At 66.9% G+C, this 16236-nt stretch carries 16 protein-coding genes; 7 read left to right on the plus strand and 9 right to left on the minus strand.

Annotated elements, in window-relative coordinates:
- Positions 1 to 14: 14 nt before the first annotated feature.
- The 3 genes from AB4Y91_RS14280 to AB4Y91_RS14290 form a co-directional block, all read right to left on the minus strand.
- Positions 15 to 725 carry an L-ribulose-5-phosphate 4-epimerase gene (locus AB4Y91_RS14280; RefSeq protein WP_441419098.1) on the minus strand — a complete coding sequence of 237 codons (711 nt, stop codon included), beginning with the start codon at positions 723 to 725 and terminating at the stop codon, positions 15 to 17.
- A complete protein-coding gene (gene araB / locus AB4Y91_RS14285; protein ID WP_441419099.1) occupies positions 722 to 2437 on the minus strand; it encodes a ribulokinase in 1716 nt (571 codons plus the stop codon). The genes AB4Y91_RS14280 and araB overlap by 4 nt, the downstream gene beginning before the upstream one ends.
- Before the next feature lie 134 nt (positions 2438 to 2571).
- Complete coding sequence (locus AB4Y91_RS14290) at positions 2572 to 3594, minus strand: LacI family DNA-binding transcriptional regulator (protein ID WP_441419100.1); 1023 nt, start codon at positions 3592 to 3594, stop codon at positions 2572 to 2574.
- Between the two features lie 273 nt (positions 3595 to 3867).
- Here AB4Y91_RS14290 and chvE point away from each other — a divergent pair, with 273 nt between their 5' ends.
- The 4 genes from chvE (at position 3868) to AB4Y91_RS14310 (ending at position 8407) form a co-directional block, all read left to right on the plus strand.
- On the plus strand, positions 3868 to 4992 hold the full coding sequence (chvE, locus tag AB4Y91_RS14295) for a multiple monosaccharide ABC transporter substrate-binding protein (RefSeq protein WP_441419179.1): 1125 nt from the start codon (positions 3868 to 3870) through the stop codon (positions 4990 to 4992).
- A 103-nt stretch (positions 4993 to 5095) separates the two neighbouring features.
- Positions 5096 to 6625: a multiple monosaccharide ABC transporter ATP-binding protein gene (mmsA, locus tag AB4Y91_RS14300; protein ID WP_441419101.1), complete on the plus strand. Its 1530-nt coding sequence runs from the start codon at positions 5096 to 5098 to the stop codon at positions 6623 to 6625.
- Positions 6626 to 6630: 5 nt separating this feature from the next.
- The gene (mmsB, locus tag AB4Y91_RS14305) at positions 6631 to 7938 is read left to right on the plus strand and encodes a multiple monosaccharide ABC transporter permease (RefSeq protein WP_441419102.1); all 1308 of its coding nucleotides are present in this window, start codon (positions 6631 to 6633) and stop codon (positions 7936 to 7938) included.
- 133 nt (positions 7939 to 8071) lie between these two features.
- Complete coding sequence (locus AB4Y91_RS14310; RefSeq protein WP_441419103.1) at positions 8072 to 8407, plus strand: hypothetical protein; 336 nt, start codon at positions 8072 to 8074, stop codon at positions 8405 to 8407.
- A 34-nt stretch (positions 8408 to 8441) separates the two neighbouring features.
- Here AB4Y91_RS14310 and AB4Y91_RS14315 read toward each other — a convergent pair whose 3' ends face one another.
- On the minus strand, positions 8442 to 9179 hold the full coding sequence (locus AB4Y91_RS14315; RefSeq protein ID WP_441419104.1) for a LysR family substrate-binding domain-containing protein: 738 nt from the start codon (positions 9177 to 9179) through the stop codon (positions 8442 to 8444).
- A gap of 111 nt (positions 9180 to 9290) precedes the next feature.
- On the opposite strand from AB4Y91_RS14315, the gene AB4Y91_RS14320 reads away from it, so the two are divergent.
- On the plus strand, positions 9291 to 9695 hold the full coding sequence (locus AB4Y91_RS14320) for a DUF5997 family protein (protein ID WP_138767873.1): 405 nt from the start codon (positions 9291 to 9293) through the stop codon (positions 9693 to 9695).
- Between the two features lie 86 nt (positions 9696 to 9781).
- Here AB4Y91_RS14320 and AB4Y91_RS14325 read toward each other — a convergent pair whose 3' ends face one another.
- Positions 9782 to 10159 carry a VOC family protein gene (locus AB4Y91_RS14325; protein WP_441419105.1) on the minus strand — a complete coding sequence of 126 codons (378 nt, stop codon included), beginning with the start codon at positions 10157 to 10159 and terminating at the stop codon, positions 9782 to 9784.
- Between the two features lie 134 nt (positions 10160 to 10293).
- On the opposite strand from AB4Y91_RS14325, the gene AB4Y91_RS14330 reads away from it, so the two are divergent.
- Together AB4Y91_RS14330 and AB4Y91_RS14335 are read left to right on the plus strand one after the other, a co-directional pair.
- Positions 10294 to 10911: a hypothetical protein gene (locus AB4Y91_RS14330; protein WP_441419106.1), complete on the plus strand. Its 618-nt coding sequence runs from the start codon at positions 10294 to 10296 to the stop codon at positions 10909 to 10911.
- Positions 10908 to 11546: an NADPH-dependent F420 reductase gene (locus AB4Y91_RS14335; protein WP_441419107.1), complete on the plus strand. Its 639-nt coding sequence runs from the start codon at positions 10908 to 10910 to the stop codon at positions 11544 to 11546. Before AB4Y91_RS14330 ends, AB4Y91_RS14335 begins: the two co-directional genes overlap by 4 nt.
- 36 nt (positions 11547 to 11582) lie before the next feature.
- Here the strand turns inward: AB4Y91_RS14335 and AB4Y91_RS14340 are convergent, their stop codons facing one another.
- From AB4Y91_RS14340 to AB4Y91_RS14355, 4 genes are all read right to left on the minus strand, one after another.
- Positions 11583 to 12065: a pyridoxamine 5'-phosphate oxidase family protein gene (locus tag AB4Y91_RS14340; RefSeq protein WP_441419108.1), complete on the minus strand. Its 483-nt coding sequence runs from the start codon at positions 12063 to 12065 to the stop codon at positions 11583 to 11585.
- Between the two features lie 140 nt (positions 12066 to 12205).
- On the minus strand, positions 12206 to 13735 hold the full coding sequence (locus tag AB4Y91_RS14345; RefSeq protein WP_441419109.1) for an APC family permease: 1530 nt from the start codon (positions 13733 to 13735) through the stop codon (positions 12206 to 12208).
- The gene (locus AB4Y91_RS14350; protein ID WP_441419110.1) at positions 13732 to 14646 is read right to left on the minus strand and encodes a universal stress protein; all 915 of its coding nucleotides are present in this window, start codon (positions 14644 to 14646) and stop codon (positions 13732 to 13734) included. Before AB4Y91_RS14350 ends, AB4Y91_RS14345 begins: the two co-directional genes overlap by 4 nt.
- Before the next feature lie 74 nt (positions 14647 to 14720).
- Entirely contained in the window at positions 14721 to 16106 is a 1386-nt protein-coding gene (locus AB4Y91_RS14355) for a flavin monoamine oxidase family protein (RefSeq protein WP_441419111.1), read from the minus strand.
- Positions 16107 to 16236 lie beyond the last annotated feature (130 nt).

Here is a 16236-nt window from a genome sequence, read left to right on the forward strand (position 1 = left end):
GGCTGGTCCGGGCCCTAGCGGCCGTAGACGTTCTGGTAGCGGGCGTGCAGGGCCTCGATCTTGGCCTGGTCGATCGGCAGCGGTTCGCCGAGCTGGCGGGAGATGTGCACGGTGCGGGCCACTTCTTCGCACATCACGGCGGCCTTGACGGCCGCGCGAGCGTCCGCACCGATGGTGAAGGGTCCGTGGTTCTGCATCAGCACCGCCGGGGAGTGCGAGCCGGACAGGGTCTCGACGATCCCGCGTCCGATCGCGTCGTCGCCGATCAGGGCGAACGGTCCCACCGGGATGCTGCCGCCGAATTCGTCGCCCATCATGGTCAGCACGCAGGGGATCGCTTCGCCCCGGGCCGCCCACGCGGTGGCGTAGGTGGAGTGGGTGTGGACCACCCCGCCCACCTCCGGCATATGCCGGTAGACGTATGCATGCGCGGCGGTGTCCGACGACGGCGTGAGCTCCGGGTTTTGCCACTGCGCCGGGGAACCCGCGGCCGCGGTTACGGGGTTGCCGTGCAGGTCCGTGACCACCATGAGGTCAGGGGAGAGCTCGTCGTAGGAGACGCCCGAGGGCTTGATCACCATCAGGTCGTGGCCGGGGACCCTGGCCGAGACGTTGCCGGCGGTCCAGACGACCAGTTCGTACCGGGTCAGTTCGGCGTGCAGGGAGCAGACTTCCCGGCGGAGCCGGGCGATGGTTTCCGGCAGATCTTCCGCTCCGGAGCTCATGCCGGGACCCCCGCGGACAGCAGCGGGGCGGCGGCTTTGCGCTGGATCGCCTTGAGCCGGTGCATGACCTCGTTGGCTCCCCTGCCGAAGTAGTCGTGCAGGGCCCGGTATTCGTGGAACAGTTCCTCGTAGGCTGCCACGTTTTCCGGGATCGGCGTGTAGACCGCTCCCGGTTCGGCGCCCATGGCTTCGGCCGCGGACCGGACGTCGGGGTAGCGGCCCGCGGCGACGGCCGCATGGATCGCCGCACCGAGCGCCGGGCCCTGCGTGGACCCGATCGTGGAGAGCCGCAGCCCCGTTACATCGGCGTAGATCTGCATCAGCAGCTGGTTCTTGATCAGTCCCCCGGCCACAATGAACTCGCGGACCGGAACCCCGGAGTCCCGGAAAGCGTCCACGATCGTGCGGGTACCGAACGCCGTCGCCTCCAGCAGGGCCCGGTAGGTGTCTTCGGGGCGGGTGGCCAGCGTCTGGCCGACAATGACGCCGGAGAGCTCGTGGTCGACCAGGACGGAACGGTTGCCCGAGTGCCAGTCCAGGGCGATCAGGCCGTGTTCGCCGATCGCCTGGCGCGAGGCGAGTTCGGTGAGGTACTCGTGGATGCCGAGCCCCCGTCCGGCTGCCGCTGCGTGGTATTCGGGCGGAACGCCGTTGCCCGTGAACCACCCGAAGATGTCGCCCACACCGCTCTGGCCCGCCTCGTAGCCCCAGAGTCCGTCCACGATCCCGCCGTCGACCGCACCACACATGCCCGGCACCTCGCTCAGCTCGGTCCCGTTCATGACGTGGCAGGTGGAGGTGCCCATGATCGCGACGAGCTGTCCGGGCTCGACTGCGCGGGCTGCCGGGGCGGTGACATGGGCGTCCACGTTGCCGACGGCGACGGCGATCCCCGCCGGCAGCCCGGTCCAGGCGGCGGCCTCGGCCGTGAGGTAGCCGGCTGCGTCGCCGAGCCGGCCGATCGTGTGCTCCAGCTTGCTGCTGACGAAATCCTTGAAGTCCGGGTTGAGCGCAGCCAGGTAGTCCTCCGAGGGGTATTTGCCGTCCTGGTAGATGCCCTTGTAGCCGGCCGTGCAGGCGTTCCGGGCGTAGCTTCCGCAGAGCTGCCAGACGATCCAGTCCGCCGCCTCGACCCACCGGTCCATGGCCGCGTAGACCTCGGGGGCTTCCTCCAGGAGCTGGAGGCCCTTGGCGAACTCCCATTCGGAGGAGATCAGGCCGCCGTAGCGCGGCAGCCATTCCTCGCCGCGCTCCCGGCCGAGGGCGTTGATCCGGTCCGCTTGCGGCTGCGCCGCGTGGTGACGCCAGAGCTTGACGTAGGCGTGCGGGCTGTTCGCGAACTCCGGCAGTTCGTTCAGCGGCGTCCCGTCGGCCTTGACCGGCACCATGGTGCAGGCGGTGAAGTCGGTGGCGATCCCGACGACGGCGGCCGGATCGATCCCGGCGTCGGCGACGGCAGCGGGGACCGCGTGCCGGAGGACGTCACGGTAGTCGTCGGGAACCTGCAGCGCCCAGTCCCCCGGCAGACGGGCGGCGTCAGCGCCGGCCAACTCGGCGGGAAGGGTGTCGGTCAGGACGGCGTGCGGGTAGTCGAAGACGCCGCTGCCGAGTTCCTTGCCGTCGCGCACCCGCACCACCACGGCCCGGCCGGAGAGGGTGCCGTAGTCCACCCCGATGACATAGTTTTCGGTGCCGTCAGCTGTGACGTCCATAAAATCCTCCAGTTACGTGCCCGCCAGACCGCGGGCTGAGCTCAATTGTGAGCGCTAACACTTTGGCTGTCAAGGAGTGCGCCGGCTTGGGTGCGCAGCCGGCGGCGGCAGTCGGGGATTGCGGGCGGGGCGGACTAGGCGATGCTGGCGGTGCTCGCGCGGACTACCAGCTCGGGCGCCACTACGGTATTCCCGCTCGGCGCACCGTGCTCGATCTGGGCCAGAATCACGTCCACGCAGCGCCGCCCCAGCTCCCGGAAGTCCTGCCGGACGGTGGTCAGGGGCGGGGTGAAGTACGCGGCCTCGGGCTGGTCGTCGAAGCCGACCACCGAGACATCCTGCGGCACCCTGACACCGGCCTCCGTGAAGGCCCGCAGCAGGCCCAGTGCCATCTGGTCGTTGCCCACCAGGACCGCAGTGGCGGTGCGGTCGGCGGCGAGCTTGCGGCCAAGCCGGTACCCGCTGCCGGCACTCCAGTCGCCCTCCAGTTCAAGGTCCGGTTCGAGTCCCATCTCCGCCAGCTGCTCGCGCCAGCCCTGGGCGCGCGCGTGGGCATCCATCCAGTCCCGCGGTCCGGAAATGTGCCCGATCCGGCGGTGCCCCTCGCTGATCAGGTGCGCCACCGCCATGCGGGCGCCGAGCTTCTGGTCCACCATGGCGCCGCTGAACCGGCCGGGGCTGCCGGCGCCCACGACGACGACGGGCACCTGGAGGTTGAGGCTCTCGAGGGTCTGGACTGTTCCGCCGTGCGGGACGATCACGATGATGCCGTCGGCGCCCTGGTCGGTGAAATGCCGGACGGCGTCGGCGATGGAATCCGCGCTGGAGTCCTTGAGGGCCGCAATGCTGACAAAGTACCCGGCCTCCCGGGCGGCCTGCTGGACCCCCACCAGGGTGTTTGCCGGGCCGTACTGCGCGAGCTCGACGCCGAGGACCCCGATGGTCTGGGAGCGGCGGGTGACCAGGCTCCGGGCCGCGGTGTTGCGCCGGTACCCGAGCTCGGCGATGGCTGCCTCGACCCGGTCCCGGGTGGCCTTGCTGACGTTGGGGTGGTTGTTGACCACCCGCGACACCGTCTGGTGGGACACGCCGGCCCGCGAGGCCACGTCCTCAAGTCGTGGCGGACGTCGTTCGTTAGCGTTCCCCGGCTGAGGCATCTTCCACTCCCTGTGCAATGTGTTGTCAACATCCTACGGCCGGAGCCGAAGCCCCCTCGGCCGCGCCCATTCTGTGACTTGACTCACAAGCCGGGCCGGTGCTACGTTCATCAAACAGACTTGTTAGCGCTAACACAAGCGGGCATAATCTAGGCTCGTCGGGACATGGCTAACCGGACCTCATCCATACTGGGCTCTCTAGTTGCGCAGGCGCTTCCAGAGCCCGTATCAGTTCGCGGACTGTGCTGTCCGCGGAAGGAGAATATCGTGAGAATGAAGAAACTCCTGGGCGCGTTCGCCGTCGTCCTGGCCATCACCGCCGGGGCCACCGGCTGCGGGAGCCGCGGCGGCGCCGCCGCCCCGTCGTCGGCTGCGGCCTCGGATGCCGCCGGCGCCCTGGTCGGCATCTCGATGCCCACCCAGACTTCCGAGCGGTGGATCGCGGACGGTAAGAACGTCTCCGAATCCGTCACGAAGCTCGGCTACAAGGCGGACCTGCAGTTCGCCAACGACGACATCCCGACGCAGGTCTCGCAGATCGAGAACATGCTCACCAAGGGCGCCAAGGCCCTGATCATCGCCGCGATCGACGGCACCACGCTGACCGATGTCCTCGCCAAGGCGAAGGAGCAGAACGTCAAGGTCATCGCCTACGACCGGCTCATCAACGGCTCGCCCAACGTGGACTACTACACCACTTTCGACAACTACACGGTGGGCGTCCAGCAGGCCACGTCGCTGCTGACCGGCCTGGGGCTGGTCGACGCGAGCGGCAAGAAGGTGGACGGCAAGGGTCCCTTCAACGTGGAGCTCTTCGCCGGCAGCCCGGATGACAACAACGCCAACTTCTTCTGGAGCGGCGCCATGGACACGCTCAAGCCGTACCTCGATGCAGGCGCCCTGAAGGTTCCGAGCGGCCAGACCAAGTTCGAGCAGGCCGCCATCCTCCGCTGGCAGGCTCCCGTGGCCCAGAAGCGGATGGAGGACATCCTGACCGCGGCCTACAGCTCCGGCAAGAAGCTCGACGGCGTGCTCTCCCCGTATGACGGCCTGTCCATCGGCATCATCTCGGCACTGACCAGCACCGGCGGCTACGCCAAGGGCAGCCTGCCGATCGTCACCGGGCAGGATGCCGAGAAGGGCTCCGTGAAGTCCATCATCGCCGGCGAGCAGTATTCCACCATCTTCAAGGACACCCGCCAGCTTGGCGCCCAGGCCGTAAAGATGGTCGACGCCGTACTCAAGGGCCAGGAGCCGGAGACCAACGACACCAAGACCTACAACAACAAGGTCAAGGTTGTTCCGGCCTACCTGCTCAAGTCCGTGATCATCACCAAGGACAACTACAAGAAGGAACTCATCGACTCCGGCTACTACACCGACGCCGACGTCAAATAGCCGAACCAGCGGGTGCGGCCGGGCCACCGGCCGCACCCGCTGTGCAGAGGCCCCTTATTAACCGCAGAGCGGTCCAGTTTCGACCAGTCAGTGGGAATTGACGATGAAAACACCCATTCTTCAAATGCGAGGAATCACCAAGACCTTTCCGGGCGTGAAGGCCCTGCAGGACGTCACCCTGGAGGTGAACCGCGGCGAGGTCCACGCGATTTGCGGCGAAAACGGCGCCGGCAAGTCCACCCTCATGAAGGTGCTGTCCGGCGTCTACCCGCACAGCTCCTTCGACGGTGAGATCCTCTTCGAAAACGAACCCTGCAATTTCTCCGACATCTCGGACAGCGAAGAGCGCGGCATCGTCATCATCCACCAGGAATTGGCGCTCAGCCCGTACCTGTCCATCGCCGAGAACATCTACCTCGGCAACGAACAGGCCACGAACGGCTGGGTGGACTGGCGCAAGACCAACCTCGAGGCCGCCAAGCTGCTGGCCCGGGTGGGCCTGAGCGAGAATCCCGTCACCCCGGTCCAGCAGATCAGCGTCGGCAAGCAGCAGCTGGTCGAAATCGCCAAGGCGCTCTCCAAGAAGGTCAAGCTCCTCATCCTCGATGAGCCGACGGCGGCCCTAAACGACGAAGATTCGGGCCACCTGCTGGACCTGATCCTGCACCTCAAGGGCCAGGGCGTCACCAGCATCATCATCAGCCACAAGCTCAACGAGATCCGCAAGGTTGCGGACGCCGTCACGATCATCCGGGACGGCAAGACCATCGAGACCCTCCGCCTCGACGAAGGCAGCGTCACCCAGGAGCGCATCATCCGCGGGATGGTGGGCCGCGACCTGGAAAGCCTGTACCCGGAGCGTGAGCCCGTGATCGGCGAGGAAGTCCTCCGGATCGAAGACTGGTCTGTCCGGCACCCGCAGGACCACAGCCGCATGGTGGTCAACAACGCCAGCCTCAATGTCCGCAGGGGTGAAGTGGTGGGACTGGCCGGCCTCATGGGTGCCGGCCGGACGGAGCTGGCCATGAGCGTCTTCGGCCGCTCCTACGGCACCGCGACGTCCGGGAAGGTGTTCAAGCACGGCAAGGAGATCAACACCTCCACCGTTGCCGAAGCCATCAAACACGGCCTCGCCTACGCCACCGAGGACCGCAAGCTCTATGGCCTGAACCTCATCGAGGACATCAAGCGCAACATTTCCATGGCCGCGCTGCGCAAGCTTGCCAAGGGCGGCTGGGTGGACAAGAACAAGGAAACCCTGGTGGCCAACGGCTACCGGAAGAGCATGAACATCAAGGCCCCTTCCGTGGCGGCCATCACCGGGAAGCTTTCCGGCGGCAACCAGCAGAAGGTCGTGCTGAGCAAGTGGATGTTTTCCGATCCGGATGTGCTCATCCTCGACGAGCCCACCCGCGGAATCGACGTGGGCGCCAAGTTCGAGATCTACACGATCATCGCCAAGCTGGCCGCCGAGGGTAAGGCGGTCATCGTCATCTCCTCCGAGCTGCCGGAGCTGCTGGGCATCTGCGACAGGATCTACACCCTGTCCGCGGGCCATGTCACCGGCGAGGTGCCCATCGCCGAGGCATCCCAGGAAACCCTCATGCACTACATGACCCAAGAGAAGGAATAGCGAACATGTCCGCCCTACGAGAATCCCTCGGCTTCCTGACCAGCCGCCTCCGCCAGGTTGGCATCTTCGTCGCCCTGATCCTGATCGTCCTGCTGTTCCAGGTCCTGACCGACGGCATCCTGCTGGAGCCCCAAAACGTCACCAACCTAGTCGTTCAAAACAGCTACATCCTGATCCTCGCGATCGGCATGGTGATGGTCATCATCGCCGGCCACATCGACCTGTCCGTGGGCTCCGTCGCCGGCTTCATCGGCGCCGTCGCCGGCGTCATGATCGTGCACTGGGGCTGGCCCTGGTGGGCGGCCATCCCGGCCTGCCTCCTGGTCGGCGCGCTGGTCGGCGCGTGGCAGGGCTATTGGATTGCCTACGTCGGCATCCCCGCATTCATCGTCACCCTCGCCGGCATGCTGATCTTCCGCGGCCTGACCCTGATCACGCTCAAGAACCAGCAGATCACCCCGTTCCCGGCGGAGCTGCGCGCCCTCGGCGGCGGATTCCTTCCCGACATCTCCGGCGGGACCTCGGTGCTGGAATGGCTCACCGTCATCCTGGGCGTCGGAGCCACGCTGGCCCTGTTGATCCAGTCCATCAAGGAACGTAGGATCCGCGCGAAGTTTGAGCTGGAGAACGAGCCCATGACCTGGTTCGTGATTAAGACCGCGTTCATTGCGCTGCTCATGCTGGTCATCACCTTCCTGCTGGCCAGCTACCGCGGCACCCCGATTGTCCTGATCGTGCTCGCGGTCCTCGTGATCGTCTACAGCGCCCTGATGAACAACAGCGTTTTCGGCCGCCACACCTACGCGATCGGCGGGAACCTGCACGCCGCGGAGCTGTCCGGCATCAAGACCAAGGCCGTCACCTTCCGCCTGTTCGTGAACATGGGCGTCCTCGCCGCGCTGGCCGGCCTGGTGTTCACCGCGCGGCTCAACTCCGCGCAGCCTGCCGGCGGCACCGGCTTCGAACTGGATTCCATCGCGGCGGCCTTCATCGGCGGCGCCGCGGTCACGGGCGGCATCGGCACCGTGGCGGGCGCCATGATCGGTGGCCTCATCATGGGTGTGCTCAACAACGGCATGTCCATCCTGGGCCTCGGCACCGACTACCAGCAGCTCATCAAGGGCCTGGTGCTGCTGATCGCCGTCGGCTTCGACATCTTCAACAAGAACCGCGGCGGCGGGGGCAGCGTCCTGGGGAACCGCTTCAAGCGCAACACCACTCCCCCGGCCACCGAGACTGCCGCTCCCCCCGCGGCACGTCCCGCCGGCGCCGCTGAGGAACCGGCCCGGACCGCGACCGTCCCCACCCCCTGACCCGTCGTCGCGCAAAATTCCTGTCGACCCCCGAATTCCGGGGTCGGCAGGAATTTTCCGCGTCGCGGGCCGATTTTCACGGACGAATGCCGGCCGCCAAAGTCCGGCACCGGCGGCTTGCTAGGCTGAAAACATGAAACGTCCCCTCGCCGCTGTTTCCCTTGCCGTCCTCGTGGTTGTCCTGACCGGCTGCGGCCAGGTGCAGCAGGCCGCCGAGAAGGCCGTCAACGACGGCGCTTCCCAGGTCGCGACCGCGGCCGGCAGCGAGATCAAGAAGCAGGCCTGCTCCCTCGTGGCGGACGGCCTGGTCAGCGTCCAGGACAAGAAGGCCCTTGGCGGCCTGGTGGCCGGTGCCCAGGGCGCCGGAGTGCCTGCGGAGATCACCACCCCGCTGAAGCAGATCGCGGATTCGGGCGACCAGGTGCCGGCCGATTCGGTCAAGGCCCTACAGGACGCCTGCGCCAAGTAGCTGGCAGTTGTTGCGAGCCAGCTGGGTGGGCTGGCTAGCGCTTTCCCTTTTTCCGGGATCCTTTGCCGCGGCCCTTGTCCGGGTTCGGCGCGTACCGTTGCGCCACCTTGGGTTTCTTGACTGCGGGCCCGCGCCGGTCCGGCTTCGGCTCGCGCTTGGGTTTCTCCTGCTGGGCCGAGGGCTGCCGGGAACTGGCCGCGGTGCGGCCGCGGACGATCCCGATGAACTCCTCGATCACCGCATCCGTTGAGTCGCTGGGCCAGGCCAGGGCGATTTCGGTCGTTGGCGCGCCGGTAAGCTTCCGGGCCACCGTGTCCTTGACGTTGAAGTGCCGCGCCACGGACATCGGCAGGATGGCCAGCCCGGCACCGGTGGCCACCACCTGCAGCGCCTGTTCGGGTCCGCCAAGGGCAGCCACATCGAGGAACGTCTCGGCGGCCAGGTCCGCCAGCGCGACCTCCTCGAAGACGGAGATCTCATGGCCCTTCGGCGCCACCACCACGGGTTGCTCTTCGTAGAGCGGGATGACGCTCAGGCCCTCGCGCTCCACCGGCAGGCGGACGAAACTCAGGTCCGCCGAACCGTCGCGCAGCACCGCGAGCTGGGCGCCCTCGTCGGACATGAACGAGTGCAGCGGAACATCGGGCATCCGCTCTTCCCAGCGTCGGATCCATTTACCGGGAGTCACGCCGGCAACATACGCGAACCGCAGTTCCCGGCTCTCGGGTACCGATTCGTCGTGGGGCTGGGCTGTTTCTTCTTCTGCGGGCACAGGTTCACAGTACCGTCAGTGCCGCAGGATGCTCCCGCCCCGACGGCTGCTGGTTGCTGCTTTGATGCTGCGTTGGTGCCCTGCGGGCGCCCCGCCGGATACCCTTGAACCATGACCTCTGCAAACTCCCAGTCCATGAAGCCGGCCACCGTTGCCAAGAAGCTTGGCATCTACCTGCCCGCGACACCCCAGGAGTTCCAGGATTCGGTTATCACCCGCGCTGATTTCGCCGAGCTCCAGGCCAATCCGCCGGAGTGGCTCGCCGAACTGCGCCGCACGGGCCCGCACCCGCGCCCCGTCGTCGCGCAGAAACTCAACGTCTCCATCAGCGGCCTCGCCCGCGGCGGCGTCGAGGAGGCGCTGACGACGGCGGAAATCACCGCGCTACTGCAGGCTCCCCCGGCCTGGCTGGTCGCCGAGCGCGCCACCCACGCCGCGGTCCGCGCCGAAGCCCAGCGCGTCAAGGACGAGGCTGCCAAGAAGGACGCCAAGAAGGCCCGCGCCAAGGCCGAGTAGCCGCTGCCGTTTCGACGGTTCCGCGCCCACTCGACGCCGCTAACCGCGCTGCCGGCAGACAACCGTCGAAACGGCGCTGCCGTCGCTTAGTCCTGGTGCAGCTGGACGTAGTTCCCGCAGCCGTCGTCGAGCACCACGCTCGTACCCCAGGGTCCGTCTGAAGGTTCCGCCTGGAAGATGACACCCTTGGCCGTCAGCCGCTCGTACTCCGCCCGCACGTCCGGTACGCCGAGCACGATCGCGGGCAGACCGGCGTCGTGAACCGCATTCATATACGCGGCGCCGATAGGGTTGTCGCTGGGCTCCAGCAACAGCCCCGCGGACTCTCCGCCGCCGGGGTCCTTGATGATGTAAAGGTTCTGTTCCGGCAGCGCCATGAGCGTTTCGAACCCCAGGATTCCCGTATAGAACTCGTGGGCCGCCGCCGGGTCCTTGACGTGGATACTGCACATCTTCAGTCGCATGGGCCCTAGGCTACCCGGGACGCACCCGGGTGGGAACCGCGTGGGAACCGGCCATTGACGGCCTGCGCGGGATGGATTCCAATGGAAGCAGCGGAACTGCACCCGCCCGGGACGGGTTCCGCAGGAGGTGCGCCATGCCGTCACTATCAGGCTCCGCCCCGCTGGGGGCGTGGCAGTTCGCGTCCCTTGCCTTCCTCGTCGCGGCCGCGGTGGCCGGCACGGTCTACCTCGTCCGGAAGCACCGGGCGTCCGACGGCGGGCTACCGGACGCTGTGTTCTGGGACGGTTTCGCAGGGATCGCGATCGTCGCCCCCGCTGTGCTCCTGCCATCGCTGGTTTCCCCGTGGACCGGGCTCATGCTCGCAGCCGTGGCCGTTATGACGGCTGCTGCCAGCTACCGCTGGACGCCTAGGCTGTTCCGCTGGCAGGAAGCAAGGCGTACGGCGCGGGGCGCCGCAGCCGCCGATGCAGCCGCGGCCATCCGGCACCGCGCGGTCCTCGCACGGTGGCAGCGCTACGAACTGGATCCCGCATTCTGCATCGATTTCCCGGCCATGAGCGATCCGGCCCGGCCGGAAACCGCCGCGATGCTGAAGGCGATGAAGGCGGCCGAACGGCTACGCCACGGATCCGGCCCGGACGGTCAGGCACCCGGCGGCTACAGCACCGCCGTCGACCGGCTGGAACAGGCACTGGCGGAGGCAGAGCGCGCCGCCGGCGCGTTGCAGGTTTCCACTGAAGGGGCACGATGACTGACGTCACGATTATCGGCAGCGGCAACATGGCCCGGGCGATTGGCCTGAGGGCGGTCGCGGCCGGACGCTCCGTCCAGGTCCTGGACCGGAGTCCGGACAACGCCGCCAAGCTTGCGGCGGAGCTGGGTCCGGCTACGACGTCGGGCGGCCTCGGCGATGTGCCCGAGGGCGACATTGTGGTCCTGGCCCTCTACTTCGAACCGGCCAAGGAAGTCGCAACCCACTACGGCGACACGCTCAGCGGCAAGACGGTGATCGAGATCAGCAACCCGGTCAATATGGAAACCGGGGACTCGCTGGAGGTCGAACCGGGGACCTCGGCGGCGGAAGAGATCGCCCGGCTGCTGCCCGGAGCCCGTGTGGTGAAGGCCTTCAACACGACGTTCGCGGGCACCCTGGCGGAGGGCTCGGCGAAGGGCATGGCGCTGGATGTCTTTATCGCCTCCGACTCAGAGGCGGCCAGCAATGAGGTGGCGGCCTTTGTCGCCGCGGCAGGACTCCGGCCCCTCCAGGTCGGGGCGTTGCGGCACGCCCGCGAACTGGAGGGGATGCAGCTGCTGGTGATCGGCCTGCAGCTGAACCCGGCCTATGAATCCTTCAATTGGGGGACGGCGCTCAAAATCATCGACTGAGATGATCGGCTGAGCAGCGCCGCCGGCCGGGCCGGCCTAAAGTTCGACCGTACCGCTTTCGCCGACGCTCATCCGGCTGTTGGTGACCTTCGACTTCACCCACTGCAGCACAGTCGCGGCCGTTCCGCCCGGGCTGGTCCAGTACTCGGCCGAATCGGAGTCCACGCGCAGCAGTACCACCTCGGGGGTGTCCGGCCCGTCCGGGAACCATGCCTCGACAGCCTGGTTCCACCGGTCGCGGATGGCCTGCCGGTCCGTGACCACTTCCGCCGTACCGGCCACCGACACCCACTCGGTGCCCTTGCCGAAGGACACATTCACCGCGGGGTTGGCCTTGACGTGTGCCACCTGCGAGGTGCCCTCCGAGGTGAAGAACCACATGTCGCCGTCGTCCTGGACGTCCTGGACGGCCAGCGGGCGGCTGACGAGGGCGCCCTGCTCGTTGATAGTGGTGAACATCCCGATCCGCGAATCGTTAATGATGTCCGTCACCTTGCTGATGTCCTGTGCGTCCGACATGCGCTCACCTCGTCCTTGATCCAACGGAGGAAGGTCCTCCTGCCGCCAGCCTATTGATAAGTGTGCTTACTTTTCAAGGCGCACACGCAGGGCTGGTGGAAGGAGGACCTTCGACTGTCCGGGTTCCGGCTTACTTCTGGTCAGTTGCCGCGGGTCAGGACCTGTCCCTTGAAGAACTCGGGGCGGAGTTTGGCCATCACCAGCATGAGCACCGCACCCAGCAGGATGACGCCCATCCCGAGGATGAACACCAGGCCCAGGCCGCCGACGGATGAACCGGAGCCGTACTCCGGGTCCATCGAGTCGTAAGCGGTCTTAAAGAACATCACCAGCAGGATGACGCCGCCCAGCAGCGGAGCGAGGAACTTGAAGAAGAAGGAGTGCGCTCCGCTGAAGGCCTGGGCGCGGAAGAACCAGACGCAGGCCAGGGCGGTGATGCCGTAGTAGAAGCAGATCATCATGCCGAGGGCCGTGATGGTGTCCCACAGCGCATTTTCGGAGAGGGTCCGGGTGACGACGTAGAACACGGCGGCGGCCACGGCCGAGGCGATGGTGGCGTAGCTCGGGGACTTGTAGCTGGGGCTGATCTTGCCGAATTTGTGCGGCAGCGCCTTGTAGTGGCCCATCGACAGGAGGGTGCGGGCCGGGGAAACGAAGGTGGATTGCAGCGATGCGGCCGAGCTGCTCAGGATGGCCAGTGACATCAGGATCGCGAAGGGGCCCATCACGGGTCCGGCGAGGACGGCGAAGATGCTGCCCTGGTTCTCCGGGTTGCCGGTGCCGAGGCCCTCGGTCCCGACGCCGGCGAAGGCCAGGGTGGACAGCGCGACGGTCATGTAGATGATCACGATGACCAGCACCGTCACGGTGGCCGCGCGGCCCGGGGTCTTCTCCGGGTTCCGGGTCTCCTCGTTCATGGTCAGGGTGACGTCCCAGCCCCAGTAGATGAAGATGGACAGCGAAACGCCGGCCGCAAAGGCGGAGAAGGATTCGACGGCGAAGGGGTTGAACCAGTCCGGCGCGATGGCGGTGGCGTCAAAAGCCGTGCCGTTCGCCACGTGGCTGAAGGCCGCAACGGCGAACCAGCCCAGCACGAGCAGCTGGAAGGCGACCAGGACGTACTGGACGGTCTTGGTGGTTTCCATGCCCCGGTAGGAAATCCAGCACGCCAGGGCAATGAAGACCAGCGTCGTGGCGATGTTGAGCGGCAGGTTGGTGGTCAGGTCCGCCAGCTCCGGGTTGCCGAAAAGCTGGGCCAGCATGAGGTAGAAGAAGTCCACGGCGACGGCGGCCAGATTGGACAGCACGATGATGGTCGCCGCGATCAGCCCCCAGCCGCCCATCCAGCCGATCCACGGGCCGAAAGCCCGCGAGGCCCAGGTGAACGAGGTGCCGGCGTCGGGCATGGCGTTGTTCAGTTCGCGGTACCCGAAGGCCACCAGCAGCATGGGAAGGAAGCCCACCAGGAAGATCGCCGGAAGGTGGACGCCGACCTCGGAAACCGTCGGGCCCAGGGCCGCGGTCAGGGTGTACGCCGGTGCGATGCAGGAGACGCCGATGACGACGGCGCCAATCAGCCCCACCGATCCGGCCTTCAGTCCCTTCTCGCTCAGGCCGTGGTCCTGCTTGCTGTGTGCTGCGGCCTTGGCGGTCGCGTGTTCAGTGCTCATGCTTGTGCCTCTCGGGAGGTGTCAATCGACGGTGATTGGTTCTGGTGCTTGAGCTCGTAGTCGCTGGGGACCACGATCATCGGCACCGGCAGGGCGCGCAGGATGCGGTTGGCCGTGCTGCCCAGGAAGATGGAGCGGCTCCGGGCGAGGCGGCTTGATCCGATCAGCAGGATCTCGCCGTCTTCCCAGTCCAGCCGGTCCACGGCCTCTTCGACACTGCGGCCCTGGGCCACCACGACGTCGGCCTTCGCGGCCGGCGCGGCGCCCGACGAATCGGCCGGGAGGGCCGCCGCGAGGTGCTTGTTGGCGTACTCGCGGGCGGCATCTGCCGCCTCGTCCGAGTCACCGGCATCCAGGGTCAGCAGCGACACGACGCGCAACGGCACCTCCCGGTTCACCGCCATGGAGACGGCGAAATCCAGCAGCTTCTCGGCGCCGGCACGGCTGCCGAGCCCGCAGCTGACGCGGGTAAGCGCGTCCCGGCGGTGGTAGCCGTGCGGAGCCAGTGCCACCGGGACCGTTGCAGCGTGCAGCAGCGCACTGGCCACGGAGCCGACGGTGAAGCGCTTGAACAGCCCGCTGCTGGTGGCCCCGATGATAAGCATGTCGGCCTGGAACTCGTCGCAGGCCTCGATCAGGGTCTGTGCGTCGGATTCCCCGCTGCGCACATGGGCCTTGGCGGGGACGTCCGCCGGGATGAGGGAGAGGGCTTCGTCGAGCCATTCCCCCGCCTGCTGGTGCAGGTAGCTGTCATAGCCCGCGGCGGGCGCGTGGGCCGCGTTGAACACTCCGGCATCCGGGATGGCCACCACCAGGTCCAGGCTCGCTCCACGGCCGCGGGCCAGGGAGACGGCCAGATTGACGGCATCACGGCCTCTGGCATTGGCGGAATACCCCACTACGTAACGCATCTGGCCGACCTCTCTGACTTCTTGGATAGGGTTCTGGGACAAGGATTGATTTGAAGGGACGTGCTTTTCGGGGGCTAGCGGGCGGCCGGCATGCGGTCGGCAGCGGCGGTGATCCGGGCGGCTATCCGGCGCCCCATCCGCACTGCGCCGTCCACGTGCTGGTACCCCTCGGCCGCGAGGTCGGAGGAAGCCCAGTAGATCGGACCCACCGGCGCGTGCTGGTCCTTGCCGTAGCGGTGCAGGCCGCCCAGGTCATAACTGGCGGCGTAGGCGCCTCGGGTCCATTCCTCCGAACCCCAGTCGGATTCGTAGTAGACCTCCGGCTCGAGGGCCTTCTCGCCCAGGAAGCCGGCGATTGATTCAAGGATGGCCCGGCGTCGCTCCGCCGCGCTGAGCTCGAACATGGCGTCGGCCTTTTCGTCCGAGACGAAGCCCACCAAGGTGCCGCGGGGGTCCTCATGGTTGGTGTTGTCGTAGACCTCCTGGACCAGCGCGTCCGCCCCGAAGCAGGTGCCGGACAGTCCGTCCTCGCGCCAGAACGGGGTGCTGTAGACGGCGTGCACCTTGATGACCAGGCCGAGGGACTGGTGCTGGTGCATCTGGTGCTGGCGGCGGGGCAGCGGCGGGTTGTAGGAGACCCGGGAGTAGAGGTTCGGCGGCACAGCCATGACCACGAAGCGGGCGTTCACGGTGGCGCGGTCCGACACCACGGTCACCCGGTGTCCGGTGCCACTCTCATCCCAGTTGATCGTGCGCACCGGACTGGAGAGGACGACGTCGTCGCCCAGTTCCGCTGCCTGCAGCAGCGAGACCTGCTGCATGCCGCCGACGACGCGCTTGTCCAGGATGAAGTCCTCATCGGTGAGGTGGGTGAAGGAACCCGCCGAAGCCGCCATCAGGACGGCCTGCAGGGCGGAGAAAGCGTGCGCGGGCTTGGTCAGCATGCCGCCGGCGATGAACAGGCCGATGTTGTTGCAGGCTTCCTCGTCGGAGGAGTTCTGGCGCAGCCAGTGGTGGAAGGAGATGGTGTCCAGTTCACGGGCCTTGGGGTGCGCCCACGGCTCGGTGGCGCCGATTTCCGCGGCGAGCGAGTCCAGCAGCGCGGTCAGTTTGTCCATCTCAGCGGCAGTGGTGTCACTGACCGGGAAGGAGTCACCGGTGTACAGCGTGCGCTTGCCGTCGGCACCGATGTAGACGGACTGGCCGTCACGGTAGCGGTCGTAGGTCTTCAGGCCGAGCTCATCGAGGAGCTCAAGCAGCGCCGTCTGGTCCGGCGAAACCCACTGTCCGCCGATCTCCAGCATGGCGCCGTCAATCGTGTCCGTCCAGGTGCGGCCGCCCACCCGGTCGCGGGCTTCCAGCACGGCAACGCTCAGGCCGGCCTTCTGCAGCTCCCGTGCTGCGGTCAGCCCGGCCGGCCCGGCTCCAACGATGACGACGTCGCGGTCAAGTTCCAGCATGATGTCCTCTCTGTGGCCGCGAAGTGATGCGAACCACTAAATGAATGCCATTCATTTAGTACGACTATAGCGGTAACGTTGGAAAGAGGGAAGACCCCGGCGCAAGATCGCATCCGGTGGAATAATCCGT

Source organism: Arthrobacter sp. YAF16 (assembly GCF_052113385.1).
GTDB lineage: Bacteria > Actinomycetota > Actinomycetes > Actinomycetales > Micrococcaceae > Arthrobacter.